Source organism: Paracoccus binzhouensis (assembly GCF_016446475.1).
GTDB lineage: Bacteria > Pseudomonadota > Alphaproteobacteria > Rhodobacterales > Rhodobacteraceae > Paracoccus > Paracoccus binzhouensis.
In genome coordinates this window covers 15,568-41,669 of record NZ_JAEHFP010000004.1, presented here as the reverse complement: position 1 = coordinate 41,669, position 26,102 = coordinate 15,568, and the positions used below count along the sequence as shown (strand labels likewise).

Sequence of the window (26,102 nt, the reverse complement as noted above, 5' to 3'; positions counted from 1 at the left end):
AAGACAGGCATGACGAGCCGCACCCGCATGAATGTCTACTTCTCCCCGGATCTGCTGAAGCAGGTCGAAGGCCTGGCGCTGCGCCGCAATGTTTCAAAATCCGCAGTGATCGAGGCGGCGGTCGCATCCTTCCTGTCCGGTGACACGACCGAACGGCTGGAAGCTGCAATGTCGCGACGCCTGGACAAGCTTGGCCGCCAGTTCGATATGCTGGACGAAGATGTCGCCATCCTCGGCGAGACGCTTTCGCTGTTCGTACAATTCTGGCTCACCATGACGCCGCCGCTGTCAGATAGCGCGAAACAATCGGCGCGCATCAAGGGCAACGAGCGCTTCGAAGGCTTCATGCAGACGCTGGGCAAGCGCCTGGCTTCCGGCGACAGATTCCTGAAAGAGTTGTCGCGGGATATGGATTCGCTTCACGATCTTTCGTCACAAGGCCAGTCCGAAGCGGATGGAAACCAGCTCTGAACTTTCGATCCATCCTATTTGTCGCCCCGCGCCGCCGATGCCCGCACACGCGTAAACATCTGTTGAAACGGCCCTAAATCAGGTTCTTTTAATCGACCCCAATCCGGGGTCCGTCTTTTGCGCGTCCCGCCATGAATGGGGCCGCCATGACCGCATCACATCAGAAACCCGAGACGATTGCGCGTGGTGCGCGGATGCTGCGCACCGCACTCGGGGCATCGATTGCCCGGTTTCTGGAAGATCCGGCTGTGGTCGAGGTGATGCTGAATCCCGATGGCCGCATCTGGGTGGATCGGCTCTCCGAAGGTCTGGCCGATACGGGGGAGAGGCTGTCGGCGGCCGATGGCGAGCGGATCGTCAGGCTGGTCGCTCATCATGTTGGCGTCGAAGTTCATACCCGAAGTCCGCGGATTTCGGCCGAACTGCCTGAGACCGGAGAGCGTTTCGAGGGCCTGCTGCCGCCGGTGGTCGCAGCACCCGCTTTCGCCATACGCAAGCCCGCCGTCGCGGTGTTTACGCTCGACGACTATGTAAACGCCGGGATCATGACCAGCCCTCAGGCCGAGGTGCTGCGCCTGAACGTCGCCACGCGCGCCAATATCCTCGTCGCGGGAGGCACCTCGACTGGCAAGACCACGCTGACCAACGCGCTGCTGGCAGAAGTCGCCAAGACTTCGGACCGCGTTGTGATCATTGAAGACACGCGCGAACTGCAATGCGCCGCGCCCAATCTGGTCGCGATGCGCACCAAGGATGGCGTGGCGACGCTCTCCGACCTGGTCCGTTCGTCGCTACGCCTGCGCCCGGATCGCATCCCGGTCGGCGAGGTGCGCGGCTCCGAAGCCCTCGATCTCCTTAAAGCATGGGGCACAGGCCATCCGGGCGGGATCGGCACCATCCATGCCGGTTCCGGTATTGGCGCGCTGCGACGCCTCGAACAGCTCATCCAGGAAGCCGTCATCACCGTCCCGCGCGCCCTGATCGCCGAAACCATCGACCTTGTCGCCGTTCTTGCCGGACGTGGATCGTCCCGCCGCCTGGTCGAACTCGCCCGCGTCGATGGGCTGGGTCCGGACGGTGACTACGCCATCACGCATCCCATCACTTTGGCCACCACCCCGAAAGGAAACCCTTCATGATCCGCACGATTTCACGCGGCTGCCGCATCATGGCAACCGCCGCTGCCACTGTTTCCATCAGTCTGATGCTGGCGCCTGCCGCACACGCCTCCGGCTCCTCCATGCCCTGGGAGGCACCGCTTCAGTCGATCCTCCAGTCGATCGAGGGTCCTGTCGCCAAGATCATCGCCGTCATCGTCATTATCGCCACCGGCCTGGCGCTGGCCTTTGGCGATACCTCCGGCGGCTTCCGCCGCCTGATCCAGATCGTCTTCGGCCTGTCCATCGCCTTCGCCGCGTCGAGCTTCTTCCTGTCGTTCTTCTCGTTCGGCGGCGGGGCGCTCATCTGATGGCGGGCGGGTTTGAACAGCTCGATGCGGTGCCGGGCTTCTCCATCCCGGTTCACCGGGCGCTGACCGAGCATATCCTGCTCGGCGGCGCACCGCGTTCGATTGCCATCGTCAACGGCACGCTGGCCGGCGCCGTCGGCCTCGGCCTTCGTCTCTGGCTGGTTGGCATCGCCATCTGGGCGGTCGGACATTTCCTCGCGGTATGGGCTGCCAAACGCGATCCGCTTTTTGTCGAGGTTGGACGTAGGCATCTGCGCATCCCCGGTCATCTGTCGGTGTGAGGGCGCGGCCATGATGAACCTTACCGAATATCGCCGTACCGCCACCCGCCTCGCGGATTTCCTGCCCTGGGCCGCGCTGGTCGGCTCGGGCGTGGTGCTGAACAAGGATGGCAGTTTCCAGAGGACTGCGAAGTTTCGCGGGCCGGATCTGGATTCCGCTGTCGCCGCCGAACTGGTCGCGGTCGCTGGGCGTATCAACAACGCCGTGCGCCGCCTCGGCTCCGGCTGGTCGATCTTTGTTGAGGCACAACGAAGCGAAGCCGCGACCTATCCCGGCAGCCAATTTCCTGATCCGGCTTCCGCTCTGGTCGATGCCGAGCGCAAAGCTGCCTTCGAGGAAGCGGGCACGCATTTCGTGTCAGGCTATTTCCTGACCTTCCTCTGGCTGCCACCCGCCGAAGATGCGGCTCGCGCCGAGACCTGGCTCTACGAGGGCCGTGAGCAATCCGGCGTCAATCCCTGGGAGCTGATGCGCGGCTTCATTGACCGCACCGACCGCGTGCTGGCGCTGCTCGACGGCTTCATGCCCGAATGCCACTGGATCGATGATGCCGGCACGCTGACCTATCTCCATTCCACGATATCCACGAACCGCCATCGTGTCCGCGTGCCCGAAGTGCCCATGCACCTCGATGCGCTGCTGGCCGATCAGCCGCTGACTGGCGGTCTGGAACCGCGCCTTGGTGACAAGCATCTGCGCGTCCTGACCATTATCGGCTTTCCGACAGCGACCACGCCCGGCCTGCTCGACGAGATGAACCGGCTCGCGTTCCCGTATCGCTGGTCCACCCGCGCCATCCTGATGGACAAGACGGACGCGACGAAACTCCTCACCAAAATCCGCCGTCAATGGTTCGCCAAGAGAAAATCCATCGCCGCGATCCTCAAGGAGGTGATGACCAACGAGCAATCGGCGCTGGTGGACACCGATGCGTCCAACAAGGCGCTCGATGCCGACATGGCCTTGCAGGAACTGGGCGCTGACGTCGCCGGCATGGCCTATGTCACAGCAACCGTCACCGTCTGGGACGCCGATCCCCGTATCGCCGACGAGAAGCTGCGTCTGGTCGAGAAGATCATTCAGGGCCGTGACTTCACGGCCATGCCGGAAACCGTCAATGCCGTCGATGCCTGGCTAGGCTCGATCCCCGGACATGCCTACGCCAATGTCCGGCAGCCGCCGATCTCGACGCTCAACCTCGCCCACATGATCCCTCTATCGGCCGTGTGGGCGGGGCCGGAACGGAACGAACATCTCGGAGCGCCCCCCTTGCTATACGGCAAGACCGAAGGTTCGACTCCGTTCCGGCTTTCCCTTCATGTCGGCGACGTGGGCCATACCCTCGTCGTCGGCCCGACCGGCGCGGGCAAGTCCGTGCTGCTGGCGCTGATGGCGTTGCAATTTCGCCGTTATGATCGCAGCCAGATTTTCGCTTTCGATTTCGGGGGATCGATCAGGGCATCAGCGCTCGCCATGGGTGGCGACTGGCATGATCTCGGCGGTGGATTGACCGAGGGATCGGAGGTTTCCGTTTCCCTGCAGCCGCTGGCGCGGATCGATGATGCCTATGAACGGTCCTGGGCCGCTGACTGGATCGCCGCGATCCTGATGCGTGAAGGCATGACCATCACGCCGGAGGTGAAGGAGCACATCTGGACGGCGCTGACATCGCTGGCATCCGCCCCGGCGGGGGAACGGACCATCACCGGCCTTGCCGTGCTGCTGCAATCCAATGATCTGAAACAAGCATTGCGCCCTTACTGCATTGGCGGCGCCTATGGCCGGTTGCTCGACGCCGAGGCCGAACATCTCGGATCAGCCGATGTACAGGCCTTCGAGATCGAGGGGCTGGTCGGCACTGGGGCTGCGCCTGCCGTCCTGTCCTATCTGTTTCATCGGATCGGCGACCGGCTCGACGGTCGGCCAACGCTGCTCATCATCGACGAAGGCTGGCTGGCGCTCGATGATGAGGGGTTCGCCAACCAGCTCCGCGAATGGCTGAAGACACTCAGGAAGAAGAACGCTTCCGTCATCTTCGCCACGCAGTCGCTCTCGGACATTGACGGCAGCAATATCGCGCCCGCCATCATCGAAAGCTGCCCGACGCGGCTGCTTCTCCCGAATGAACGCGCCATCGAGCCGCAGATCACGGCAATCTACCGCCGCTTCGGCCTCAATGACCGGCAAATCGAGATCCTCGCGCGGGCCACGCCCAAGCGGGACTATTACTGCCAATCGCGGCGCGGCAATCGCCTGTTCGAGCTTGGCCTCAGCGAAGTCGGCCTCGCGCTCTGCGCCGCATCATCCAAATCCGATCAGACCCGTATCGCCGAACTCGTCGCCGCGCATGGGCAGGACGGTTTTCTCGCGGCCTGGCTGCGCGATCGCGGCGTCGAATGGGCCGTCGATCTGATCCCGAACCTTACCAATCTTGTCGAACGGACAGAGCCCGCTCGGCCGGTCGCGCCAGATCAAATCCATCCAGATGACAGCCAAGAAAAGGAGACCCTGCCATGATCCGTATCCCCGTTTCCCGATATGTCAGCGCATCCGTGCTGGCGCTGACGCTCGCCATGCCTGCTGCACTGTCGCCCATGCTGGCAAGCCCCGCTCACGCTTTTGGCTTCGGCCGCATCGTCTATGATCCGACCAACTATGCGCAGAACCTTCTGACCGCCGCACGCACGCTGGAGCAGATCAACCACCAGATCACCTCGCTTCAGAATGAAGCGCAGATGCTCATCAATCAGGCGAAGAATCTCGCCAGTCTGCCATATTCCTCGCTCCAGACTTTGCAGCAGAACGTGAGCCGCACGCAGCAGCTTCTGGCCCAGGCGCAGAACATTGCCTTCGACGTGCAGAATGTCGATCAGATGTTCCAACAGAAATACGGCAAGGTTTCGCTATCCGCGACCGACGCCCAGCTCGTCGCCGATGCGCGGTCCCGCTGGCAGAATACGGTCGGCGGCTTGCAGGACGCCATGCGCGTGCAGGCTGGTGTCGTCGGAAATATCGACACCAACCGCGCCGAGATGTCCGCTCTGGTCGGGCAGAGCCAGAACGCGACTGGCGCGTTGCAGGCGACACAGGCGGGCAATCAACTTCTCGCGCTCCAGTCGCAGCAGCTTTCCGACCTGATCGCGCTGATGTCCGCCAACGGTCGCTCCGAAGCCCTGATCGAAGCCGAACGCGCCACCGCCGCCGAACAGGGCCGCATCCAGCGCGAGCGCTTTCTGACGCCGGGATCGGGCTATCAGCCCGGCAATGCCCGGATGTTCGGCAACGGCAACAACTGACCGGACAGGAGGGGCGCGACATGGACGGCAAGATGCTGGCCCGGCTGGGCGCGATCATATTCGTGGCCATCGCCATCACCGCGACGGTGATCGAAATGACACGCGAGGACGAACCAGCACAGCCCCGTGCGGCGCCGGCGCTTCAGGCGCCTGCCGATCCGCTGCGCCAGAGCCTGCGCCACTGCCAGCAGTTAGGCGAGGCCGCCGTGAACGATCCCGGCTGCCTCGCCACCTGGGCCGAGAACCGCGACCGGTTCCTCGGCCGGACGCCGGTGCCCGCCGCTCCGCATCAGAACGGGGGAGAGTGAACCATGGGCGGCACCGGCGTCATCGACAACTTTCTGGGTGTTTTCACCAGTTACATCGATAGCGGCTTCGGCCTGCTCGGTGGCGAGGTCGCCTTCATCGCCACCACGCTAATCGTCATCGACGTGACGCTGGCCGCACTCTTCTGGTCCTGGGGCGCCGATGACGACATCATTGCACGCCTCGTCAAGAAGACGCTCTTCGTCGGTGTCTTCGCCTATCTGATCGGCAACTGGAACAATCTCGCCCAAATCATCTTCGACAGCTTCGCCGGTCTTGGCCTGAAAGGTTCGGGCACCAGCTTTTCCGCCGCCGATCTGCTGCGGCCCGGCAAGGTGGCGCAGACCGGCCTCGATGCCGGTCGCCCGCTGCTCGAATCCATCTCGGACATGATGGGCTATTGGTCGTTCTTCGAGAACTTCATCCAGATCGCCTGCCTGATGTTCGCCTGGGCGCTGGTGCTGCTCGCCTTCTTCATTCTCGCCGTGCAGCTCTTCGTCACGCTGATCGAGTTCAAGCTGACTACGCTGGCGGGCTTTGTCCTCATTCCCTTTGGCCTCTTCGGCAAGACCGCCTTCATGGCCGAGCGCGTTCTTGGCAATGTCGTCTCCTCCGGCATCAAGGTGCTGGTGCTCGCCGTCATCATCGGCATCGGCTCGACATTGTTCTCGCAGTTTACGGCCGGTTTCGGCGGCGTGACGCCGACCATCGACGACGCCATGGCAATCGTCCTCGCCGCACTTTCCCTTCTCGGCCTCGGCATCTTCGGTCCTGGCATCGCTTCCGGTCTGGTTTCTGGCGGCCCGCAGCTTGGCGCAGGTGCAGCAGTTGGAACCGGCCTTGCAGCTGGCGGCATGATGCTTGCCGGCGGCGCTGCGGCAGGCATGGCCGCGAAGGGAGGGGCAGCGGCGCTGTCGGGTGGAGCTGCGGCTGTCCGTGGCGGTGCTGCTGCCGCAGGTGCGGCGAGCGCCGCCTATAGTGTCGGATCGCTCGGCCAGTCAGGCGCTGCCGGTGTTGCCTCCGGCCTCGGCGGTGTTGCCCGCGCGGCAGGCTCCGCCGCCGCATCGCCTCTGAAACGGACGGCCTCGAAAGCAGCGGAAAGCGTCAAATCCAGCTTCTCCGATGGCGCGCGCGCCGGGCTCGGCGTCACCGGTGGATCGTCCTCGCAGGGAACCATTGGCGGTGCGAGCGTGGCCGACGCTGCCGGACCCGCCTCCGCGGGCGGCCCGCCTGCATGGGCGCAGCAGATGCACCGCCGCCAGGCGCTCAATCACGGCACGACCATGGCCGCCCATGCCGTCCGCTCCGGTGACAGCCACGGCGGCGGCTCTTCCGTCAACATCTCCGAAAGTGACCGCTCATGAACATCTTCAGACGTCCAGCGACCCATTACGGCAAATCGCCCGAACCCGAGACGCCTTACCAGAAAGCCGCACAAGTCTGGGACGAGCGCATCGGCTCGGCTCGCGTGCAGGCCAAGAACTGGCGCTATATGGCCTTCGGCTCGCTGATCCTCTCGGCGGGCTTCGCTGCCGCGCTCGTTCTGCAATCGGCGCGAGGGACCGTCGTGCCCTGGGTGGTGCAGGTCGATAATCTCGGCCAAGCCCAGACCGTCGCCGCAGCCACCGCCGATTACCGTCCGACCGATCCGCAGATCGCCTTCCATCTTGGCCGTTTCATCGAGCAGACGCGCTCGATACCGGCGGATGCCATCATCGTGCGCCAGAACTGGCTGCGCGCCTATGAGTTCACCACGGATAGGGGAGCGGCCGCGCTCAACGACTATGCCCGCGCCAATGATCCGTTCACCCGTGTCGGCCGCCAGCAGATCGCAGTCGAGGTTTCCAGCGTCATCCGCGCCTCGAACGACAGCTTCCGAGTCGCCTGGACCGAGCGCCACTACGAGAACGGGCAGCTTTCCACGACCGAGCGCTGGACCGCGATCCTCACCATCGTGATCCAGACGCCGCGCGATGCCGAGCGTCTGCGCGCCAATCCGCTCGGCATCTACGTCAATGCAATTTCATGGTCGCGGGAGATGAGCCAATGACCATCGCGTTTTCCCGCAATTCCGCCTTGCCGGTTTTCCGAAAGCCCGCCTTCGCGGCTTTGTTGCTTTCGGCCACCATGCTCGCCGGCTGCGCCACCAACAAAGCGCCGCAGTTCAGCTATGATGCCGATGTGCCGGCGTTGCCCGTCGTGCCGACCGCCGTCACCGATGACCGGCCTCGGCCGCTTCACACGCCGCCGGCCTGGACGGTCGCACGCGGCGGCACTGCTGCCGGAACACCGGCAGGCCGCGTCGAGAACGCCAATGCCGCCGCCCGCGTCGAGCCGCGCCGCGAGGGTTACTATAACGCCATCCAGATCTATCCCTGGTCGGAAGGCGCGCTCTATCAGGTCTATGCAGCACCAGGACAGATCACCAATATCGCGCTAGAGCCGGGCGAAAGCCTGACCGGCGCGGGACCGATCGCGGCGGGAGACACCGCCCGCTGGATCATTGGCGATACCGAGAGCGGGAGCGGTACGTCGCGCCGGGTCCATATTCTCGTCAAACCATCCCGATCCGACATCTCAACCAATCTCGTGGTGACGACCGATCGGCGCACCTACATGATCGAACTGCGCGCCCGTGAGGCGCTCTACATGCCGTCCGTATCCTGGTCTTATCCGGCGCTGCCTGCCGGTCAGCGCCAGACCGTTCCGGCAGCACCCATCATCCCGGTCGAGGCGGCACGCAACTATCGTTACGGCCTGACCGGAGATACGCCGCCATGGCGGCCGATTTCCGTCTTCGACGATGGCCGCCGTGTCTATGTCGTTTTCCCGCGCGGCATCGTGCAGGGAGAGATGCCGCCGATCTTCGTCATCGGTTCCGAGGGCGAGACCCAGATCGTCAATTCCCGTGTTCACCAGAACATCTTGATCGTCGATCGGCTGTTCGGAGCGGCTGAGCTGCGTCTTGGTAGCGGCAAGCAGCAGCAGACGGTCAGGATCGTTCGCATCGAGCAAAGACAAGCTGCCCAGCCCGCCAAAACCGGGGAGCAACCGTCATGAGTGAAGAGGCTACCACCAACCCAACGCCGATGCGTCTGCGTGCCGAGCCGCCGCGCGTCACGCGCCTGTCGCGCAAGATGCTGGCCGGTGCCGGAGCTGTTGCGCTCCTCGGCATCGGCGGGGCGCTGATCTATGCGCTCCAGACGCGCGATATGAGCGGAAACGGTGAGGAACTCTATTCGACCGAGAACCGCGCCACGGCAGATGGACTGGCAGGTCTGCCGAAGGATTATACCGGGCCGGTCCTGGGGCCGGCATTGCCGGGCGATCTCGGTGGCCCGATCCTGGATGCCCAGAACCGGGGTCAGCCCGTCACGCCGCCCGCCATGGCGACGCCTGCCCGCGATCCTGCCGAAGAGCGCCGGCTTGCCGAGGAAGAAGCCGCACGTCTTAGCACCGTGTTCTTCCAGTCCGGGCCAAGAGTGGCGACGACAGCTGGCTCAACGATTCCGGGGCTTGTGGGGCCGGACCTTGGTGCCCAACCTGAAACGCAGGACCGGCACACAGCTTTCCTCAATGGTCCTGTGGATCGGCAGACCGTTGCCATGGATCGGATCATGGCGCCTGCCTCGCCCTACATCCTGCAGGCCGGGGCAGTGATTCCGGCGGCGATGATTACCGGCATCCGCTCTGATCTGCCGGGGCAGATCACCGCGCAGGTGACGGAGAATGTCTATGACAGTCCGACCGGCAGTCTGCTGCTGATCCCGCAAGGAACCCGCATCATCGGCCAGTATGATGCGGGCGTGCAATTCGGTCAGCGCCGCGTGCTGCTGGTCTGGAACCGCCTGATCCTGCCCAACGGCCGCTCCATCGTGCTGGAGCGCCAGCCCGGTGCGGACGCTTCCGGCTATGCCGGGCTGGAAGATGGCGTTGATTACCACTGGTGGGATCTGATGAAAGCGGCGGGGCTGTCCACGCTGCTCGGCATCGGCACGGAACTGGCGACCGACGACGAGGATCGTCTGATCCGCGCCATCCGCGACGGAGCGCAGGATACCATCAATCAGGCCGGGCAACAGATCGTCCAGCGCCAGTTGCAGGTCGCGCCGACCCTGACGATCCGGCCGGGCTACCCGGTCAGGGTCATCGTTACCCGCGATCTCGTACTCGAACCTTATAGGAACTGACCATGACGAAGCTGAAACTCGGCCCCCTCATCGAAGACAAGCCCGTGAAGGTGACGGTGGAACTGCCGGGGCCGCTGCACCGCGATCTTGCCGCCTATGCAGAAGTGCTGGCTCGCGAAACCGGCCAGCCCGCTGCCGATCCTGTCAGGCTGATTGTGCCGATGCTGGAACGGTTCATTGCGACAGATCGGGGCTTTGCCAGCGCCCGAAGGTCTCGCTCATGAGGTGCCGAGCGAGTCATGGCGCGTCGCGGCGATGATTTCCATCAACGTATCGACGGCCTTTCGTGTCGCATCCCATTTGGCGGTCTGATCCATTTCCCGGTTCTGAAGGGTGAGGCTCACCGCGCCGTGTACCGTTGACCAGAACATGAAGCTGTAACGGCTCAGATCCATGCCGGGCAAAAAGCCTTGGTCCTGAGAGCAGCGAAGTCCCGTCAGCAATAGATTTAGTATCTGTCTTCCAGCTTCGCCCGACCATGGATCATCGCTGACTCCGAGCCGTGGCGGCGGTGTGAACATCAGTCGGTACAGCGTGGGGTTTTCGAGGGCAAAGCGGACATAGGCATAGCTGCCATCACGCAAATAGCCGAATGGATTGCCGCGCATCTGCTGGAAGACGGCCAGCTTTTCTCTGTAGAGCTGGTGGAAACCTTCGTCCCGAACGGCGCGCAACAAGGCGTTTTTGTTGCGGAAATGGCCGTAAAGCGCTGGCGCTGTGCAACCGATGGCGTGCGCGACCGCAGTCAGCGGTACGTCGAGGTCGCCACGTTCTGACAGCAGCCGGATCGTTTCGTCGATCGCGCGACGAGCAATATTAAGTTCTTGCTCTTTCCGGGGACGGGCCATGCGGATGCCTGTTGCAACTTGTCGTGAAAACTAAACGACATTTACTTTTTTCGTTGACGGGGCGGAAGTCAAGAAGCAGCATTCGGTAACTGAACGTCGTTTAGTTTGAGGATGTGCGGAGAGTCGATGAACGCACACAGATCGATTTTCGCGTTGATGATGGCGGGATGCCCGTCAGAAACCGAACGCTGTTTCGGATGATGCACCATGGCTGTGATCGGGAACAATCAGACCTCGCCTGATGATAGCCTCACAAAGGTCGTTGAGGGGAAACCCGGTACATCTGCGGTCCGGCTGAACCAGTTGCGATATTTTGTTGCCGCCGTCGATTATGGGAGTTTTCGTAAGGCTGCTGCTGCGCTTTCTGTGCAGGAATCCTCCATCAGCCGACGAATCCGTGATCTCGAAGATGAACTCGGGGCGTCGCTTTTTATGCGACATGCTGGCGGGGTGCGGTTGACCGTTGCCGGGCGGGAATTCCTGCGCAACGCTCGCCATGCTCTTCGTCAGATCGACATTGGGGTGACCAAGGTGGCAGCGGTTGGCCGGGCGGAGCAAGGGCTGATCACGGTAGGGATATTCTCGTCCCTTGCGTCAGGATTTCTGTTCGATCTGCTGCGTGCTTTCGGTACGCGCCACCCGAACGTGCAGGTCGACCTTATTGATGGCAACCCGCCCGAGCACGTAGCGGCTGTCCGGAAACTTTGTCTGGACGTCGCGTTCATCACGGGAACGGCGGCCTGGGATGGCTGTGAGGCAGAGCATTTATGGTGCGAGAAGGTCTTCGTGGTGCTGCCCGATAACCACCCCTTGGCGGGCAAACCCGAACTTGGGTGGGGCGATTTGGCATCCGAGCGGTTCATCGTGAGCGACGTTGCGCCGGGACAGGAGATTCACGACTACCTGGTCGCTCACCTTGCCGGTCTCGGCCGCCAGCTCGATATTCAGTCTCAGCAGGTCGGCCGCGACAATATCCTATCGCTGGTCGCTCTCGGTCGCGGCCTCACTCTGACGAGCGAAGCAACGACCGTCGCCCAGTTTCCAGGGATCACCTACCGGGAACTTGCGGATGAGGTGCTGCCGTTCAGCATGGTCTGGTCCGCGCAAAACGACAATCCGGCGTCTCGGCGGTTGTTGAGCCTGGCACGATCGCTGACAGGGCTGGCCCGGCGAAAATAGTGTTTGACGGCACAGTACGATCACGCCGTAGCATTGGCTGCAATCGACATCGACCGTGTCGGCATCGAAGATGTCGTGGCCCTGCCCACGTCCAGGCTGACCGACTTCGATAGCGTTTTTGCCCCGCCGTGTTTGTGCACGGTGACACGGTGCGCATCCGGCCTTCCTCGGGCTTGACAGTTTGAGGTTTGTTAGAATAGAAAATATACGGACATCGCAAGGTGTCCCATATACTTTTTATCCTTTCAAGTGCGGCGGGACGAGCAATGCTGAAATGGGGTGTCGAGAGGCGGTTGGAGTTCATCGAATTCCGCCTGTTCTGGGAGGGGGGTGTTAATCGCTCTGACCTGATCGATACGTTTGGCGTCTCCGTTCCGCAGGCGTCAAAGGACTTGACCCATTATCAGGAGCGTGCGCCGCAGAATGCGGTCTATGACAAAAGCGCTCGCCGCTACGTAGCCGGCCCGGAATTTCAGCCGGTGTTTCTAGATCCGGACCCGGACGCCTATCTCATGCGGCTTCGATCGATGGCGGAAGGTTTCGCCGACGCGGGGGCGAACTGGCTCGCTGCCCCGCCTGACATGGATATCGCTCTGACTTTGCGCCGTAAGGTCGATACCGAAGTTCTGCGTTCAGTTCTGGCGGCAGTGCGGGAGGAAAGATCGCTGGACCTTCACTACCAATCCATGAACCGCGATCGGCCCGATCCGGCATGGCGGCGTATTACCCCGCATGCCTTCGGCTTTGATGGTCTGCGCTGGCATGTGCGGGCCTGGTGCCATGAGACGGAGCGCTTCAAGGATTTCCTGCTCTCGCGTGTCCTTGGATTCGGCGAGTTCGGCGAGCCAGGTGCTGCTGCGGCACAGGACCGGCTGTGGCAGGAAACCTTCGATATCACCCTTGTGCCGCATCCTGATCTGTCGGTCGGTCAGCAGGCGGTGGTCGCAAAGGATTACAACATGGCGGACGGGCGCGCTGTGCTGACAGTTCGCTACGCCATGCTGTTCTATGTGCTCAAGCGGCTAGGACTCCTTGATGGGGCTAGGCTGCGTGATCCCCGGACCCAGCATATCGTTGCGGCTGACGAAGACGAGGTTGCCGCCGCCCTTGAGCGTGCACAGCATGAGTTCGATGAGGCTGACACAGCAAGCGGGGCGGTACCTAAATGATGGTGGCCGCAGCGAAATATCGGATGTCCTTTGGCGTGGGCGGGCTGATGCTCAATGAGAGCATCGTGATTGCTCAAGCTTATCAACCCGGTGAGAACTGGGCATTTGCTCGTGAGCGTTTGCTGGCCCAGGGCGCGTCATCCTTACCCAAACTGGCCTCGCAAACCCGCGCGCTTCGTGAAGTGTACGACCGGATAGGCCATCTCTCCGATGCCGAACGTCATTACCTGTCGGTAGAGGCTGACCGCGCCGAGCAGCAGGCGATGATGTGGCTGGCGGTCTGCCGGACCTATCGTTTTGTCCACGAATTCGCAGTCGAGGTGATCAGCGAACGCTACCAATCATGGCGGCTCGACCTGGGCCATGAGGTTTTTGACCGCTTTCTCGCGGAGAAGGCTGAAAGCGATCCCGGCCTCGCCGCTCTTTCAGCTTCAACCTGCGCAAAATTGCGTCAGGTCTTGTTTCGGATACTACGTGAAGTTGGTTTGATAAGCGTCGAGGGTAGAATTCAGCCGATTTGGTTATCGGGGCGCATGAAGCGGCTGATTGAGGAGAGTAATCCGGCGGACTTGCAGGTCTTTCCCGGAAATGGGGGGTAATGGTGGGCACGAAAACTGATCGGCGCGCCCGCGCCGAGCACCTATTCAGGGTAGTTTCCAGCGATCGGTTCTTGCAAAAGCAAGGGCTGGGAAACGAGGTTCCCTTTTTTATCTGCGCTTTTGATGCCGAAGACGGACTGAGCCTGGGCGAGGATCGCGAGGATCTGATCGCCCGGCTGAGCCACGCCGGTGTGCGCGTACTTGATATTGATCTCTATGATCTTTCGATCAGGATCCTCGAAGACCGGGGTATCTTCGAGCAGATCCTTGAGGTTGAAGCCGAAACGGAAAAGGCGGAGCTCAAGGAACTGTTGCAGGGGGTTCTGGACCCGCAGGCACACCTCATTCCAGAGATTGCGCGGCACATCGAAGAAGTCCCGCACGACGTGATCTTCCTGTCAGGCGTAGGCGAGGTTTACCCCTACCTACGGTCGCACAACGTACTCAACAACCTGCAAAGCACCGCGAAAGATCGCCCGACGGTCATGTTCTTTCCGGGAAAATACACGCACGCGCTGGCGACAGGAGCATCGCTGGAATTGTTCGGCTTGCTGCATGACGACAAATACTACCGCGCGTTCAATATCATGAATTACGAGGTCTGACCCATGGCTACTTTTCTGCGTGATATCTTTGCCAAGCCGGTCGACCGTTCGATCGATGGGGTGATCAAGGCTGACGACAAGGCCAGCCTCCTGACTGAGCTTGATGAATATGTCATCACCAACGAGATCGGCGCCCGGCTGGAGCAATTCCTCGACGCCTACAACAATTACGATACCGCGAACGGCGTGTGGATTTCGGGTTTTTTCGGATCAGGTAAGTCTCACCTGCTGAAGATGCTCGCCCTCCTTCTGGAGAATGACGAGGTCGAGGGGCAGCGCGCCGTTGAAATCTTTGAGCGAAAGCTCGCAGGCAATCCGATGCTGGCGGGGGCCTTGCGCAAGGCAGTATCGATTCCGTCCCGGTCGGTCTTGTTCAATATCGACCAAAAGGCGGATGTGATCTCGAAGACGGATGTTGATGCGCTTCTGGCCGTCTTTCAGAAGGTCTTTGACGAGATGTGCGGTTATTACGGCAAGCTCCCGCATATCGCGCAGTTCGAGCGTGATTTGGACAGTCGAGGCAAGCTCGATGCCTTCAAGGCGGCCTTTGCGCAGTCTTCCGGTAAGCCTTGGGAGCGCGGGCGCGAACAGGCTCTGATGGAAGGCAAGCACATTGCCGCCGCCTTTGCCGAGGTCACGGGCGATGAGGTCAAGGATGTTCTTGGCCAGTATCGTAAGGATACGAAGGTCTCGATCGAGGATTTCGCCAATATGGTGAAGTCGTGGATCGATGCGCAGGGGCCGAAGTTCCGGCTGAATTTCTTCGTCGATGAGGTGGGGCAGTATATCGCCGACAACGTCAAGCTCATGACGAACCTGCAAACCATTGCCGAAAGCCTGAACACGAAGTGCAAGGGGCAGGCCTGGATTGTCGTCACCGCCCAGCAGGACATGGGTTCGGTCATCGGGGATCTGACGGCGCAGCAAGAAAATGACTTCTCGAAAATCCAGGCGCGCTTTGCCAACCGGATGCCGCTGAACTCTCAGGATGTGGCCGAAGTTATCCAGCGCCGTCTGCTGGCCAAGACCGAGGCTGGTCAGATCACCCTTGGCAATCTTTATGATGCTGAGGAAAACAACCTGCGCACTTTGTTCGATTTCGGCGATAATTCTTTCAAGTTCAGGAACTTCTCCGGAAAAGACCAGTTCGTCGCGAGCTACCCGTTCCCGAACTACCAGTATGACCTGTTCCAGCGCGCGATCATGGGCCTCTCGCAGCATAACGCGTTTGAGGGTAAGCACAGCTCGGTCGGCGAACGCTCTATGCTGGGGGTGTTTCAGGAGGTGGCCAAAAAGCTGGCCGACACGCCGGTTGGGGGGCTGGCGACCTTTGACCTGATGTTTGAGGGGATTCGCACCGCCCTGAAATCATCGGTTCAGCAGTCAATCCAACTGGCTGAAAAGAACCTTGGCGATGATTTTGCCGTGCGGGTGCTGAAGGTGTTGTTCCTTGTCAAATACGTCAAGGAATTCAAACCGACTGCCCGCAACATATCGATCCTCCTGTTGTCCCGGTTCGAGGCGGACCAGACCGAGCAGCGCCGCAATATCGAGGAGGCCTTGTCGCTTCTGGAGCGTCAGACGCTGATCCAGCGCAACGGCGAAGTCTATGAATTCCTCACCAATGAGGAAAAGGACGTCGAGGCCGAGATCAAGGCAATCGCCGTCGATCCCGCCGAGATAGAACGGCAGCTCGATGAACTGGCGTTCGGCGCGATCCTCCGTCACGGCAAGATCAAGCATGCCGGCACGGGTGTCGATTACGCTTTCACCCGCAAGCTTGATGGCCACAGCCTGAACCGGGAACATGAGCTTTCCGTCAATATCATCTCGCCGTTCAGCGACGATTCCGACGCACCGGATGTGGTTCGTTCGAACAGCATGGCAAGCGATGAGATGATTGTCCTGCTCGGGCGTGATGTGCGTTTTACGCGCGATCTCGTCCTCTGGCTCCAGACCGTAAAATTTGCGCGTCAGGTCACCAGCGGCGACGCCCAACCCGGTCGTGATCGTATCATTGCGGAGAAGCGTGACCAGAATACGCGGCGCGAAAAGGAACTGGTGCAGCGGCTGCGCGGCCTTATCGCGGATGCTCGGCTCTTCGTGCGCGGTGCCGAGCTGGAGATCGGTGGCGAAGATCCGCAGGATCGGCTGGTCAAAGGTTTCCAGGTCTTGGTGGACAAGGTCTATACCAGCCTGCCTGTCCTGCGCGGTGCCACTTACACCGAAGCAGATCTTGGGCGAGCCGGACGCGTCGATGGCGGGCTTTTCGGCGGCGAAGGCAGCGGTCTGACTGAAGCCGAGCAGGACGTGCTGAATCATGCTCAGGCTCAGATGCGCCTTGGGACGCGGGTCTCGGTCAAGGCTTTGGTCGAGAAGTTCGGAGCAAAACCTTATGGCTGGCCTTCCATCGCCGTCCTTTGCCTGACCGCGAGCCTCGTCGCACGCGGCAAGCTTGAGGCTCGGGCCGACAGTGCTTTGCTGGAAGGGGATGCGCTGGTGCAGGGGCTGCGCAACAGCCATGCCCTTGGCAACATTCTGCTTTCCCCGCAGATCGAGTTCACTGCTGCCCAGATCCGCAAAGCGCGCGAACTGTTTCAGGAGCTGTTCGATCTTCCTGCCTCTGGCAATGACGCGCGCAGTTTGGGTGCGGAGTGGCAGACGCAACTGCGCAAGCTGCTCGGCGATGTCGAGCAGGAGAGTCGCGCCATTGCAGCCTATCCCTTTGCCGCCGCCCTCGATCCCCTGCGCACCATGCTGGATGGGATGCGCGACCAGTCGGCGACCTGGTTCATCACCGGACCGATCGGGCAGGAAGACCAGCTTCTTGATGCAAAAGAGGATGTCTTCGACAAAGTCCGCAGCTTCATGCGCGGACCACAAAAAGGCATCTACGATGAGGTGCGTTCTTTCCTGACCAAGCAGGATCAGAACCTTGGCTATTCCGAAGGTGCTGCCGCCGACAAACTGCGTCAGGTTCTTGAGGATCCGCAGTGCTACAAGGGCACCGCAATTCAGGAACTGAAAGCGGATTTTTACGCCCTGAAGGAGCGTATCGAGCAAACCGTTCTGGCTGAGCGCAACGCTGTCATCATAGCGATTGATGAGGTTGCCGGAAAAGTCGCCCAGACTTCGGAGTTTGGCGCACTGCCGCCCGAGCAGCAGGCGCGCATCCGCGAAGGGCTTACTGCGCGGAAATCAGACCTTGCCGCACAGAGCCTGATCCCGGCGTTGCGCAATCTGGCGACCGAGGTGCGCTCCAATCTTCTGGCTGACACGCTGACCCGCATTGCGGAGCTGACGCCAGCACCAGCGCAAACACCGGCACCGCAGCCTCAGCCCGCTGGCGGCGTGGCCGAACCTCAGCCAGCGCCATATGTGCCGCCAGCACCGGTGAAACCCCAATATATCAAGGCGCAGTCGATCACCGTCCCCTTCGCGAAAACCTATCTCGAAGATGAGGACGATGTGACCCGCTACCTTGATGAGATGAAAAAGACCCTGCTGGCCGAGATCGGCGCGGGCAAGAAAGTGATTGTCTGATGGATACCAACGCCCTGAAGAAATTTGCGCAAAGCGCGCGCAACCTGCTGATCGATCAGGTCACTGCCCGGCTGGACATGGTGCTGGCCGAAGGCGCAGCAGCGCGCCGCGAGCATCCCAAAGCAATTGCCAAGCTGGAAGCCGCCGCCAACAGCAACCGCGCCCACGTGATCGAGCAAGCGGCCTATACCTGGTTCAACCGTTTCACCGCGCTGCGCTTTATGGATGTCACGGGCCTGACCAACCCGCGCGTCGTATCTCCTGCCGATGGTGCCACCCGGCCAGAGATATTGGCCGAGGCGATGGCCGGAAACTTGCCGGATCGCGCACGGCCAGAAATTGCCGAATATCTGAACGGCACGCGCCCTGCCCATGACGGTCAGGCGGAGGCCTATCGCCTGCTGCTGATCCATGCCTGCAACGAATGGCACGGCGCGATGCCCTATATGTTTGAGCGCGCCGATATGCTCGACCGGGCCGAGGATTACACCGAACTGCTGATACCCGACGATCTTCTGTCGCCTGATAGCATCCTTGCCCGCCTGCGCGAGGTGATGACGGAAGAGGCCTGCCAGGATGTCGAGATCATCGGCTGGCTGTACCAGTTCTATATCAGCGAAAAGAAGGATCAGGTTTTTGCGGGCCTGAAGAAGAACCAGAAGATCACGGCGGAAAATATCCCTGCCGCGACGCAGTTGTTCACCCCGCATTGGATCGTCCGCTATCTGGTGGAAAACTCACTAGGGAGGCTGTGGCTGCTGAACCGTCCGCAGTCGAAGCTCGCGGCGAAGATGGATTATTACATCGCGCCAGAGGAACCCGAGACGGACTTCCTGAAGATCAACCGGCCCGAGGATATCCGCATCTGCGATCCGGCCTGTGGCTCGGGCCATATGCTGACCTATGCGTTTGACCTGCTCTACGAAATCTATGCGGAGGAAGGCCATGACTCGGCCGAGATCCCCGGCCTGATCCTGAAGCATAACCTGACCGGCATCGAGATTGACGACCGCGCCGGTGCCTTGGCGGCGTTCGCGCTGTCGATGAAGGCAGCGGCAAGGCTGGGGCGGCGGCGGTTCCTGCGGATGGAGGAAAAGCCCGACATCGTCGTGCTGCAGGATGTGCGCTTTACCTCTGCCGAGATGCAGGACGTCGCCGCCGTGGTGGGCAAGGATCTGTTCACCGATGAGCTTCGCGAGACGCTGGGGCAGTTTGAGCAGGCCAAGAACTTTGGCTCGCTGATCGTGCCGAAGCTGCGCGATCCGGCCGAGACTCTGCGGGTGGTCGAGGCGCGGGATTTCGGGACCGATTTGCTGCTGAAGGAGGTGCAGGAGCGCGTTGCGACCGTGCTGCGCATGGCTGAGGTGCTGTCGCAGAAGTACCACGTAGTAGTGGCCAATCCACCATATAAGAAAAAAGCAGACCTAAACGACGATCTTCAAGCATATCTTGAGTCAACGTTCAGAGACGGCAAATATGATCTGTATCAGGCCTTCATCCTGAGAAATATACGACTTTCTTTCACCGCTGGTCTCGTCGGCATGATCACCATGCAAGGTTGGATGTTTGCTCCGAGATACGAAGCAATCCGAGTCGCTATACTTTCAAATTCGACTATTCGAGGAATGGCTCAACTTGGCGAGCGCGCCTTTGATTCGATTGGGGGTGAAGTGGTTTCCACGACCGCATTCATTATCGGGAATTCCGTAGACCTGGATTTCAAAGGCGATTTTGTGCGCCTTACAGATGGTCAGGATGAGGCCGAGAAAGAAGCAGATTTAGCCAGAGTTGCAGGGGGGGGCGCTCCATACCTCCAGTTTTCAATGTCTTCCCGGCAATTTGAAATGATACCAGGAGACCCATTGATCTATTGGGCCGCCGAGAATGTCCGAAACCTTTTCTCAAATAATAGATCAATTTCTGAAGTGATTGTTACGCGAGAGGGCTTGGCGACCGGAAGCAATGATACCTTCCTCCGTGAATGGCACGAAGTGAGCAGATCAAACGTCGGCTTCACTATGCAAAGCAATGAGGAAGCTCAAGCTTCTGGCCTGCGTTGGTTCCCTTACGTAAAGGGCGGCGGTTCCCGGCGGTGGTATGGCAATCTTGAGCATTTCGTGAACTGGTTTGATGACGGCATCGAACTGAGGAACTTCAAAGACGAGCGAACTGGCCGAGTGAGATCGCACAACTACAATGGCGACTTCGGTTTCAGAGGCGGTTTCACGTGGTCGGGCATATCAAGCAACGACTTTGCGATACGCGTTGTGCCAAGCGGTTCGATGTTCGATGCAAAAGGGCCTATGGGCTTTGAAAACAGCCCTAGCCTAAGCCCCTCGATTCATGGATTTTTGAACAGTCGCGTCTCCAGTTTCCTGCTACGCATGCTGGCGCCGACCTTGGATTTCAAACTCACTCATGTCTTAAGCTTACCGTTCATTCCTCAAAGCAATGACGCTGTAGCAGTGAATGTTTCGGGAGCGACTGAGACGGCAAAATCCGACTGGGACGCCTACGAAACCTCGTGGGATTTCACCACGCTCCCGCTGCTCGCGCCCGACCATCGCGGTGACACGCTGGCGGCTACCTACGCCAACCTCCGCGCCGACTGGCAGGGCATGACAGACGACATGCAGCGGCTGGAGCAAGAGAATAACCGCATCTTCATCGACGCCTATGGCTTGGCTGACGAACTCACGTCTGAAGTGCCGATCGAGGAAATTACTCTCACCTGCAACCCTGCCTATCGTTATGGCGTGAAGGGTTCGGAAGAGGACCGCGAGGCGCGGCTGCGCGAGGATACGATGGCCGAATTCCTCCACTATGCCGTGGGCTGCATGTTCGGACGCTACAGCCTCGACGCGCCGGGCCTGATCCTCGCCAATCAGGGCGAAGGGATTGAGGAATATCTTGCGCGCGTGCCGGAACCCAGCTTCGCACCCGACCGCGACAATGTCATCCCGGTGCTGGATGCTGACTGGTTCGCCGATGACATCGTCACTCGCGCCCGCGATTTCCTACGCATCACCTTTGGCGAGGCGAAGTTCCGCGAAAACCTCGCCTTCATCGAAGCCGCCCTCGGCAAGGATCTGCGCAAGTGGTTTACGAAGGACTTCTTCGACTATCATGTGCGCCGCTTCAAGAAGCGCCCTATTTACTGGATGTTCTCCAGCCCCAAGGGCAGCTTCAATGCGCTGATCTATATGCACCGCTACCGACCCGACACAGTCTCGGTCGTGCTGAACCAATATGTACGCGAATTCATCCATAAGCTGGAGGTGGAGCGCACCCGGCTGGAAAAGCTGGCCGTCGATCCTGCCGCCACGCCCGCCCAGCAGACAAAGGCGCAGAAGGAAACAGCCACGGTCATCAAGCAGATTGCGGAGCTGACCGAATGGGAGCGCGATGTCGTCTATCCGATGGCGCAGCAGAAGATCGCCATCGATCTGGATGACGGGGTGAAGCGCAACTATCCGCTGTTCGCCGGTGCGCTGAAGCCGATCAAGGGGCTGGAGGCTGCGGATGACTGACCGCATCACCGCCGGCCTGATGCGGCTCTATGAGGATCAGGGCCATCGCATCATCTTCTGGTATGACGCCGCCCGCGATCTGCGCGCCGCGTTCGATGCGGTTGATCTGCCCGGCGTCACCAAGGTGGAGATCGCCAATAACGAATTCGGCCTGAAATACCGCATGCTGCGGCAGGAGCCGAAGGCGCGGTTCCTGCTCTATAAGGACGGCCCCGAGCCACCGATGCCCGAGAACTGGCTGCTGGATGTGCAACTGGCCAGCGCCGTGTTCCGCGCCGATCAAGCGGCGATCTGGGTGGCTGATCTCGGCATTCCGGCGAAGTATGAAGCCGCCGTCCGCGATCACGCCGAATTTTACCGTTCCGGCAAGCGGCTGGAAGCGCTGCGCGCGATTGAGCGCGAGCGGCCCTCGCAAAGCGCCAACGATGTCCGCCGCAAGATGCTGGCGGTCTGCGCCGGTGCGGATGGCGATCTCGATACGGTGATCGAGGCGTTGCTGGCCGAACTGGCCGAAGGCTGTGATGACGCGCTGAAGCTGATGGATCGGGTCGGGCTGACGGAGTTCTTCTGGAAGGACGTGGTCGCGCGTTATGGCTATGCGGCGGATGCGCCGGATTTTCAGGATTTCGCCATCACGCTGTTTTCCAGCGCCTGGGCGCGAGCCATGGGAGAAGCTGCCCCCCTGAACACCGATGCCGCGCTGATGTTCCGCCGCTGGAGCGCCTCGCGCCGGTGGGGTGAGGCGTTCGAGAAGCTGTCGGGCGATTATCAGGGCGTGCTGAAGATCAGGGACGATCTGGCCTCCCGCGATTTTCGCACCCTCATGCCGCATGATCATTTCGAGGAAGTGGACCGGAGGATCGTCGTCGCCATCGTTGAGGGGCTTGCCCGGCAGAGCCTACCCGCGACTGATGTGCTGAAATGGGTGCGCGATCGCCGTCAGAGCCATTGGTATAGCCGCTACGCGGATGTCTATCAGGCCATTGGCTATGCGACCGAGTTTCAGCAGGCGCTGGCCGAGGCCGATCTGACGATGACCAGCCTGTCCGATGGCGTGAAGCGCTATTCCGCAAGCTGGTTCCGGCTGGATCAGCTTTATCGCAAGTTCATCTATCACATGCAGAAAAGCGGGCAGTCGGGGCTGCTATCCGCGCTCTATGAAGCGGTCGAGAACCGCTACACCACGAATTTCGTGCTGAAGCTGAACGATGCCTGGCAGGATCAGGTGGCTCGCCTCACGGACTGGGCGGTCCCGGGCTTTCCACGTCAGGTGGATTTCTACCGGGGGCAGGCTGCTGAATACCGGCGCAAGGATCAGAAGGTCGTTGTCATTATCTCGGATGCGCTGCGCTATGAGGTGGCCGAAGAGGCACTGCGCGAGATACGCAAGCTCAATCGGTTCGATGCTGAACTGAAGCCGATGATCGGGGTTTTGCCGAGCTACACGCAGCTTGGCATGGCGGCGCTGTTGCCGCACCGACAACTGGCGATCCGCGACGACAATGATCTGGTGCTGCTGGACGGTGAAAGCACCATGGGGGCCGCTGCGCGTGAAAAGGCGCTTGCTGCGGGCCGGGCTGGAGACCGGGTAAAGGTTCTCGCGGCTAAGGATTTCATGAATCTGGGATCATCGGAGGGCAAAGACCTCTTCCGGGATCATGATGTCCTCTATCTGTATCACAACCAGATCGACGCGATTGGCGACAAGCTCACCACCGAGGAAAATGTCCCAGCTGCGGCAGAGGCTGCCATCGAGGATCTGGTGAAGCTGGTGCGGAAGCTGACTTCGGCCAATTTCTCGAACATCCTGATCACCGCCGATCACGGCTTCTTGTGGCAGCACAAGGCTCTGGAAGAGAGCGGCTTCGCGCTGAGCGAGCCGGAGGGCGAGATCGTTACACGAAACCGGCGCTTCGTGATCGGCCGGGGCCTTAACAGCAGTGGCGGCATGAAGAAGTTCTCTGCCGCACAGCTTGGGCTGGAAGGTGAGCAGGACATTCTGATCCCGAACTCGATCAACCGCCTGCGCGTCAAAGGATCGGGCAGCCGCTTTGTCCATGGCGGGGCGAGCCTGCAGGAGATTGTCCTACCGGTCCTGCGTGTCGGCAAGCAGCGCAAGGAGGATGTCGGACAGGTTTCGGTGCAGATCATTCCGCCACCCCGTGCTCAGATCACCACGGGCCAGATCCAGGTCACCTTCTATCAGGCGGAGCCAGTGACCGACAAGCAGCAGCCCCGGCAGGTGCATGCAGCCATCTTTGCCGACGATAAAACACTCATCTCAGACGAAGCCGAGTTGGAATTCGATTTCACGTCTGAGAACCCGCGCGAGCGCGAGTTGTCGCGGAGCTTCCTGCTGTCCAAGGCGGCAGACGTCTATAACAATCAGACAGTCTTCCTGAAGCTGCGAACGCGCATCGGAAAGACCAGCCATTTCGAAGATCACGCTTCGCAGCCGCTGCTGCTGAAACGCGGGATCAGTACAGATTTCGATTTCTGAGGTGCCGATGTCGACCCTTGATGACAAGATCAATGAGCATTTTGCCGGTTTCGTGGTCCGTAAGGACCTGGTGAAGGCCGTGAAGGGGAACGCCATTGTCCCCACTTATGTGCTCGAATACCTTCTCGGCCAGTATTGCGCGACCGATGACGAAGCCTCGATTGCGACAGGCATTGAAACGGTCAAGGACATCCTGCGCAAGCACTACGTCCATCGTTCCGAAGCTGGGTTGGTACAATCAACGATCAAGGAGCGTGGCCGCTACAAGGTCATCGATCAGGTTAGCGTGGCGCTGAATGAAAAGACCGATGCCTATGAGGCGGTCTTTGAAAACCTCGGTATCAAGCGGGTTGCCATCGACAGCGCCACGGTAAAGGCGCACCCGAAACTGCTGGTTACGGGTATTTGGTGCATCGCCGATGTGCAGTACGAATTCTCGGAAGACAGCCGGATCTCTCCTTGGATCATCGACACGCTGAAGCCGATCCAGATCGCCCGTGTCGACTATGACGGCTATCGCGAGACGCGGGACAAGTTCACCACCGAGGAATGGATCGATCTCCTGATGCAGAGCATCGGCTTTGACCCGTCACTGTTCGGGCGCCGGTCAAAACTTCTGCAACTGTTGCGCTTGGTCCCATTTGTTGAGCGCAACTACAACCTCATCGAGCTTGGTCCCAAGGGGACGGGAAAATCTCATATCTATTCCGAGTTTTCGCCACATGGTCAGTTGATCTCGGGCGGTGAAATCACGGTTCCCAAGCTTTTCGTGAACAATTCCAATGGCCGGATCGGATTGGTCGGGTTTTGGGATGTCGTGGCCTTTGACGAATTTGCCGGCCGCGAGAAGACGGCCAACAAGGCGCTTGTCGATATCATGAAGAACTACATGGCGAACAAGCAGTTCTCTCGTGGTGTAAATCCGATGGGCGCTGAGGCCAGCTTCGCCTTTGTCGGCAACACGGACCATAACGTGCCTTGGATGCTGAAAAATACGGACCTGTTCGAGGCTCTGCCGCCGCAGTTCCACGACAGCGCCTTTATTGATCGATTGCATGCCTATCTGCCCGGATGGGAGGTCGACATCATCCGGGGTGAGATGTTCACATCTGGCTATGGGTTCATTGTCGACTATCTCGCCGAAATCCTGCGCCATCTGCGTGCGGAGGACTTCTCGCACCGGCCAGATCGCTATTTCACCATTCCGGTTCAGACCCATATCCGGGACCGCGCCGCGATCAACAAGACCATGTCAGGCCTGCTGAAGCTGATCTTCCCGAATGGAGGCGAGACAGAAGCCGAAGTTGAAGAGCTGCTGCGGTTTGCGATTGAATGCCGCAAGCGGGTGAAGGACCAGCTCCTGCGGATCGACAGCACCTTTGAGGCAGCAGATTTCCATTACATCGCCTCTGATGGCGCAAAGCGCGCCGTAACCACGCTCGAGGAAGAGGAGTTCCCCCAGTTCTACCACCGTCGATCAACCGACGATGGAAGTGACGGTACGAATCAACAAGAGATTGGGTCGGTACCGGCAGAGCCGGTCTCAACGGCGGCTGCTTCCGCAGCGCCTACCGTTACCGCTGCCCTGCACTTCCCCCCAACTCCCGGACATGTCGTTTTCACAGAAAACCGCAAGGGCATCAGTTTCGACAAGATCTTTGGTCCTTGGACGGATGGCGCGACGCGGATCATCATCACAGACCCCTATATCCGGAAGTTCCATCAGGCGCGCAACGTAATGGAACTGATCGAGATGCTGATCAGGCGCAAACAGCCTGAAGATCAGATCGCTGTGCATCTTGTCACGGCTCCGGACGATGGGAACATTCAGGAGCAGCGAGAGTGCCTGGACGGGATTGCTGAAGCCTGCACAGGCACGGGCGTCGATTTCACATGGGCCTTCGATGGGAGCGGCACTCTCCATGCACGCGACATCACGACGGATACTGGCTGGAAGATGGTTCTGGATCGCGGATTGGATATTTTCCAGCCAACGCCTCGCAAGATGAACGGTTTCTCGCTGGGAGAACGGATGCAGGAGCACCGGATGGTCCGTGGTTTCTACGTGACTTATGTCGAGAACCTTTAGCTTCGTCGACCGTGTTGGCGGTGCAGG

At 60.4% G+C, this 26,102-nt stretch carries 21 protein-coding genes; 20 read left to right on the top strand and 1 reads right to left on the bottom strand.

From position 1 onward, the window contains the following. Positions 1-9 precede the first annotated feature (9 nt). The 12 genes from I9P22_RS02535 to I9P22_RS02480 all read left to right on the top strand — a co-directional run bounded on the left by I9P22_RS02535 (position 10) and on the right by I9P22_RS02480 (position 10,237). Positions 10-471 carry a ribbon-helix-helix domain-containing protein gene (locus I9P22_RS02535; RefSeq protein WP_009450541.1) on the top strand — a complete coding sequence of 154 codons (462 nt, stop codon included), beginning with the start codon at positions 10-12 and terminating at the stop codon, positions 469-471. Positions 472-665: 194 nt separating this feature from the next. After that, positions 666-1,610, top strand: a complete 945-nt coding sequence (trbB, locus tag I9P22_RS02530; RefSeq protein WP_456299607.1) for a P-type conjugative transfer ATPase TrbB — start codon at positions 666-668, stop codon at positions 1,608-1,610. Further along, positions 1,607-1,939, top strand: coding sequence for a TrbC/VirB2 family protein (locus tag I9P22_RS02525; protein ID WP_009450539.1), 333 nt, complete (start codon positions 1,607-1,609; stop codon positions 1,937-1,939). Before trbB ends, I9P22_RS02525 begins: the two co-directional genes overlap by 4 nt. Beyond that, entirely contained in the window at positions 1,939-2,220 is a 282-nt protein-coding gene (locus tag I9P22_RS02520) for a VirB3 family type IV secretion system protein (protein ID WP_009450537.1), read from the top strand. The genes I9P22_RS02525 and I9P22_RS02520 overlap by 1 nt, the downstream gene beginning before the upstream one ends. Positions 2,221-2,230: 10 nt before the next feature. Beyond that, positions 2,231-4,738 (top strand): conjugal transfer protein TrbE, encoded by a 2,508-nt coding sequence (gene trbE / locus I9P22_RS02515; RefSeq protein WP_199257830.1) that lies wholly within the window; start codon positions 2,231-2,233, stop codon positions 4,736-4,738. Then, entirely contained in the window at positions 4,735-5,517 is a 783-nt protein-coding gene (gene trbJ / locus I9P22_RS02510) for a P-type conjugative transfer protein TrbJ (RefSeq protein ID WP_199257829.1), read from the top strand. Before trbE ends, trbJ begins: the two co-directional genes overlap by 4 nt. Before the next feature lie 20 nt (positions 5,518-5,537). Then, positions 5,538-5,825: a putative entry exclusion protein TrbK-alt gene (gene trbK-alt, locus I9P22_RS02505; RefSeq protein WP_199257828.1), complete on the top strand. Its 288-nt coding sequence runs from the start codon at positions 5,538-5,540 to the stop codon at positions 5,823-5,825. Positions 5,826-5,828: 3 nt separating this feature from the next. Next, entirely contained in the window at positions 5,829-7,187 is a 1,359-nt protein-coding gene (trbL, locus tag I9P22_RS02500; RefSeq protein ID WP_199257827.1) for a P-type conjugative transfer protein TrbL, read from the top strand. Continuing rightward, positions 7,184-7,873 carry a conjugal transfer protein TrbF gene (gene trbF / locus I9P22_RS02495; protein ID WP_020818572.1) on the top strand — a complete coding sequence of 230 codons (690 nt, stop codon included), beginning with the start codon at positions 7,184-7,186 and terminating at the stop codon, positions 7,871-7,873. The genes trbL and trbF overlap by 4 nt, the downstream gene beginning before the upstream one ends. Then, on the top strand, positions 7,870-8,883 hold the full coding sequence (gene trbG, locus I9P22_RS02490) for a P-type conjugative transfer protein TrbG (protein WP_199257826.1): 1,014 nt from the start codon (positions 7,870-7,872) through the stop codon (positions 8,881-8,883). The genes trbF and trbG overlap by 4 nt, the downstream gene beginning before the upstream one ends. Then, positions 8,880-10,013: a TrbI/VirB10 family protein gene (locus tag I9P22_RS02485; protein WP_199257825.1), complete on the top strand. Its 1,134-nt coding sequence runs from the start codon at positions 8,880-8,882 to the stop codon at positions 10,011-10,013. The genes trbG and I9P22_RS02485 overlap by 4 nt, the downstream gene beginning before the upstream one ends. Before the next feature lie 2 nt (positions 10,014-10,015). Beyond that, positions 10,016-10,237 carry a DUF2274 domain-containing protein gene (locus I9P22_RS02480; RefSeq protein WP_038148826.1) on the top strand — a complete coding sequence of 74 codons (222 nt, stop codon included), beginning with the start codon at positions 10,016-10,018 and terminating at the stop codon, positions 10,235-10,237. Here the strand turns inward: I9P22_RS02480 and I9P22_RS02475 are convergent. Then, positions 10,232-10,861, bottom strand: coding sequence for a TetR/AcrR family transcriptional regulator (locus I9P22_RS02475; protein WP_199257824.1), 630 nt, complete (start codon positions 10,859-10,861; stop codon positions 10,232-10,234). The genes I9P22_RS02480 and I9P22_RS02475 overlap by 6 nt on opposite strands. A gap of 207 nt (positions 10,862-11,068) precedes the next feature. Here I9P22_RS02475 and I9P22_RS02470 point away from each other — a divergent pair, with 207 nt between their 5' ends. From I9P22_RS02470 to brxL, 8 genes are all read left to right on the top strand, one after another. Continuing rightward, complete coding sequence (locus I9P22_RS02470; protein WP_199257823.1) at positions 11,069-12,040, top strand: LysR family transcriptional regulator; 972 nt, start codon at positions 11,069-11,071, stop codon at positions 12,038-12,040. 266 nt (positions 12,041-12,306) lie between these two features. Beyond that, on the top strand, positions 12,307-13,209 hold the full coding sequence (locus tag I9P22_RS02465; protein ID WP_009450526.1) for a WYL domain-containing protein: 903 nt from the start codon (positions 12,307-12,309) through the stop codon (positions 13,207-13,209). After that, the gene (locus tag I9P22_RS02460; RefSeq protein WP_199257822.1) at positions 13,206-13,808 is read left to right on the top strand and encodes a DUF1819 family protein; all 603 of its coding nucleotides are present in this window, start codon (positions 13,206-13,208) and stop codon (positions 13,806-13,808) included. Before I9P22_RS02465 ends, I9P22_RS02460 begins: the two co-directional genes overlap by 4 nt. Next, positions 13,808-14,413, top strand: a complete 606-nt coding sequence (locus I9P22_RS02455) for a DUF1788 domain-containing protein (RefSeq protein WP_010336175.1) — start codon at positions 13,808-13,810, stop codon at positions 14,411-14,413. The genes I9P22_RS02460 and I9P22_RS02455 overlap by 1 nt, the downstream gene beginning before the upstream one ends. A 3-nt stretch (positions 14,414-14,416) precedes the next feature. Then, on the top strand, positions 14,417-17,956 hold the full coding sequence (gene brxC, locus I9P22_RS02450) for a BREX system P-loop protein BrxC (protein WP_199257821.1): 3,540 nt from the start codon (positions 14,417-14,419) through the stop codon (positions 17,954-17,956). Beyond that, positions 17,956-21,486: a BREX-1 system adenine-specific DNA-methyltransferase PglX gene (gene pglX / locus I9P22_RS02445; protein WP_199257820.1), complete on the top strand. Its 3,531-nt coding sequence runs from the start codon at positions 17,956-17,958 to the stop codon at positions 21,484-21,486. The genes brxC and pglX overlap by 1 nt, the downstream gene beginning before the upstream one ends. Then, complete coding sequence (gene pglZ, locus I9P22_RS02440) at positions 21,479-23,986, top strand: BREX-1 system phosphatase PglZ type A (RefSeq protein WP_199257819.1); 2,508 nt, start codon at positions 21,479-21,481, stop codon at positions 23,984-23,986. Before pglX ends, pglZ begins: the two co-directional genes overlap by 8 nt. A gap of 7 nt (positions 23,987-23,993) precedes the next feature. Further along, complete coding sequence (gene brxL / locus I9P22_RS02435) at positions 23,994-26,075, top strand: BREX system Lon protease-like protein BrxL (RefSeq protein WP_199257818.1); 2,082 nt, start codon at positions 23,994-23,996, stop codon at positions 26,073-26,075. The last annotated feature ends 27 nt before the right edge of the window (positions 26,076-26,102 follow it).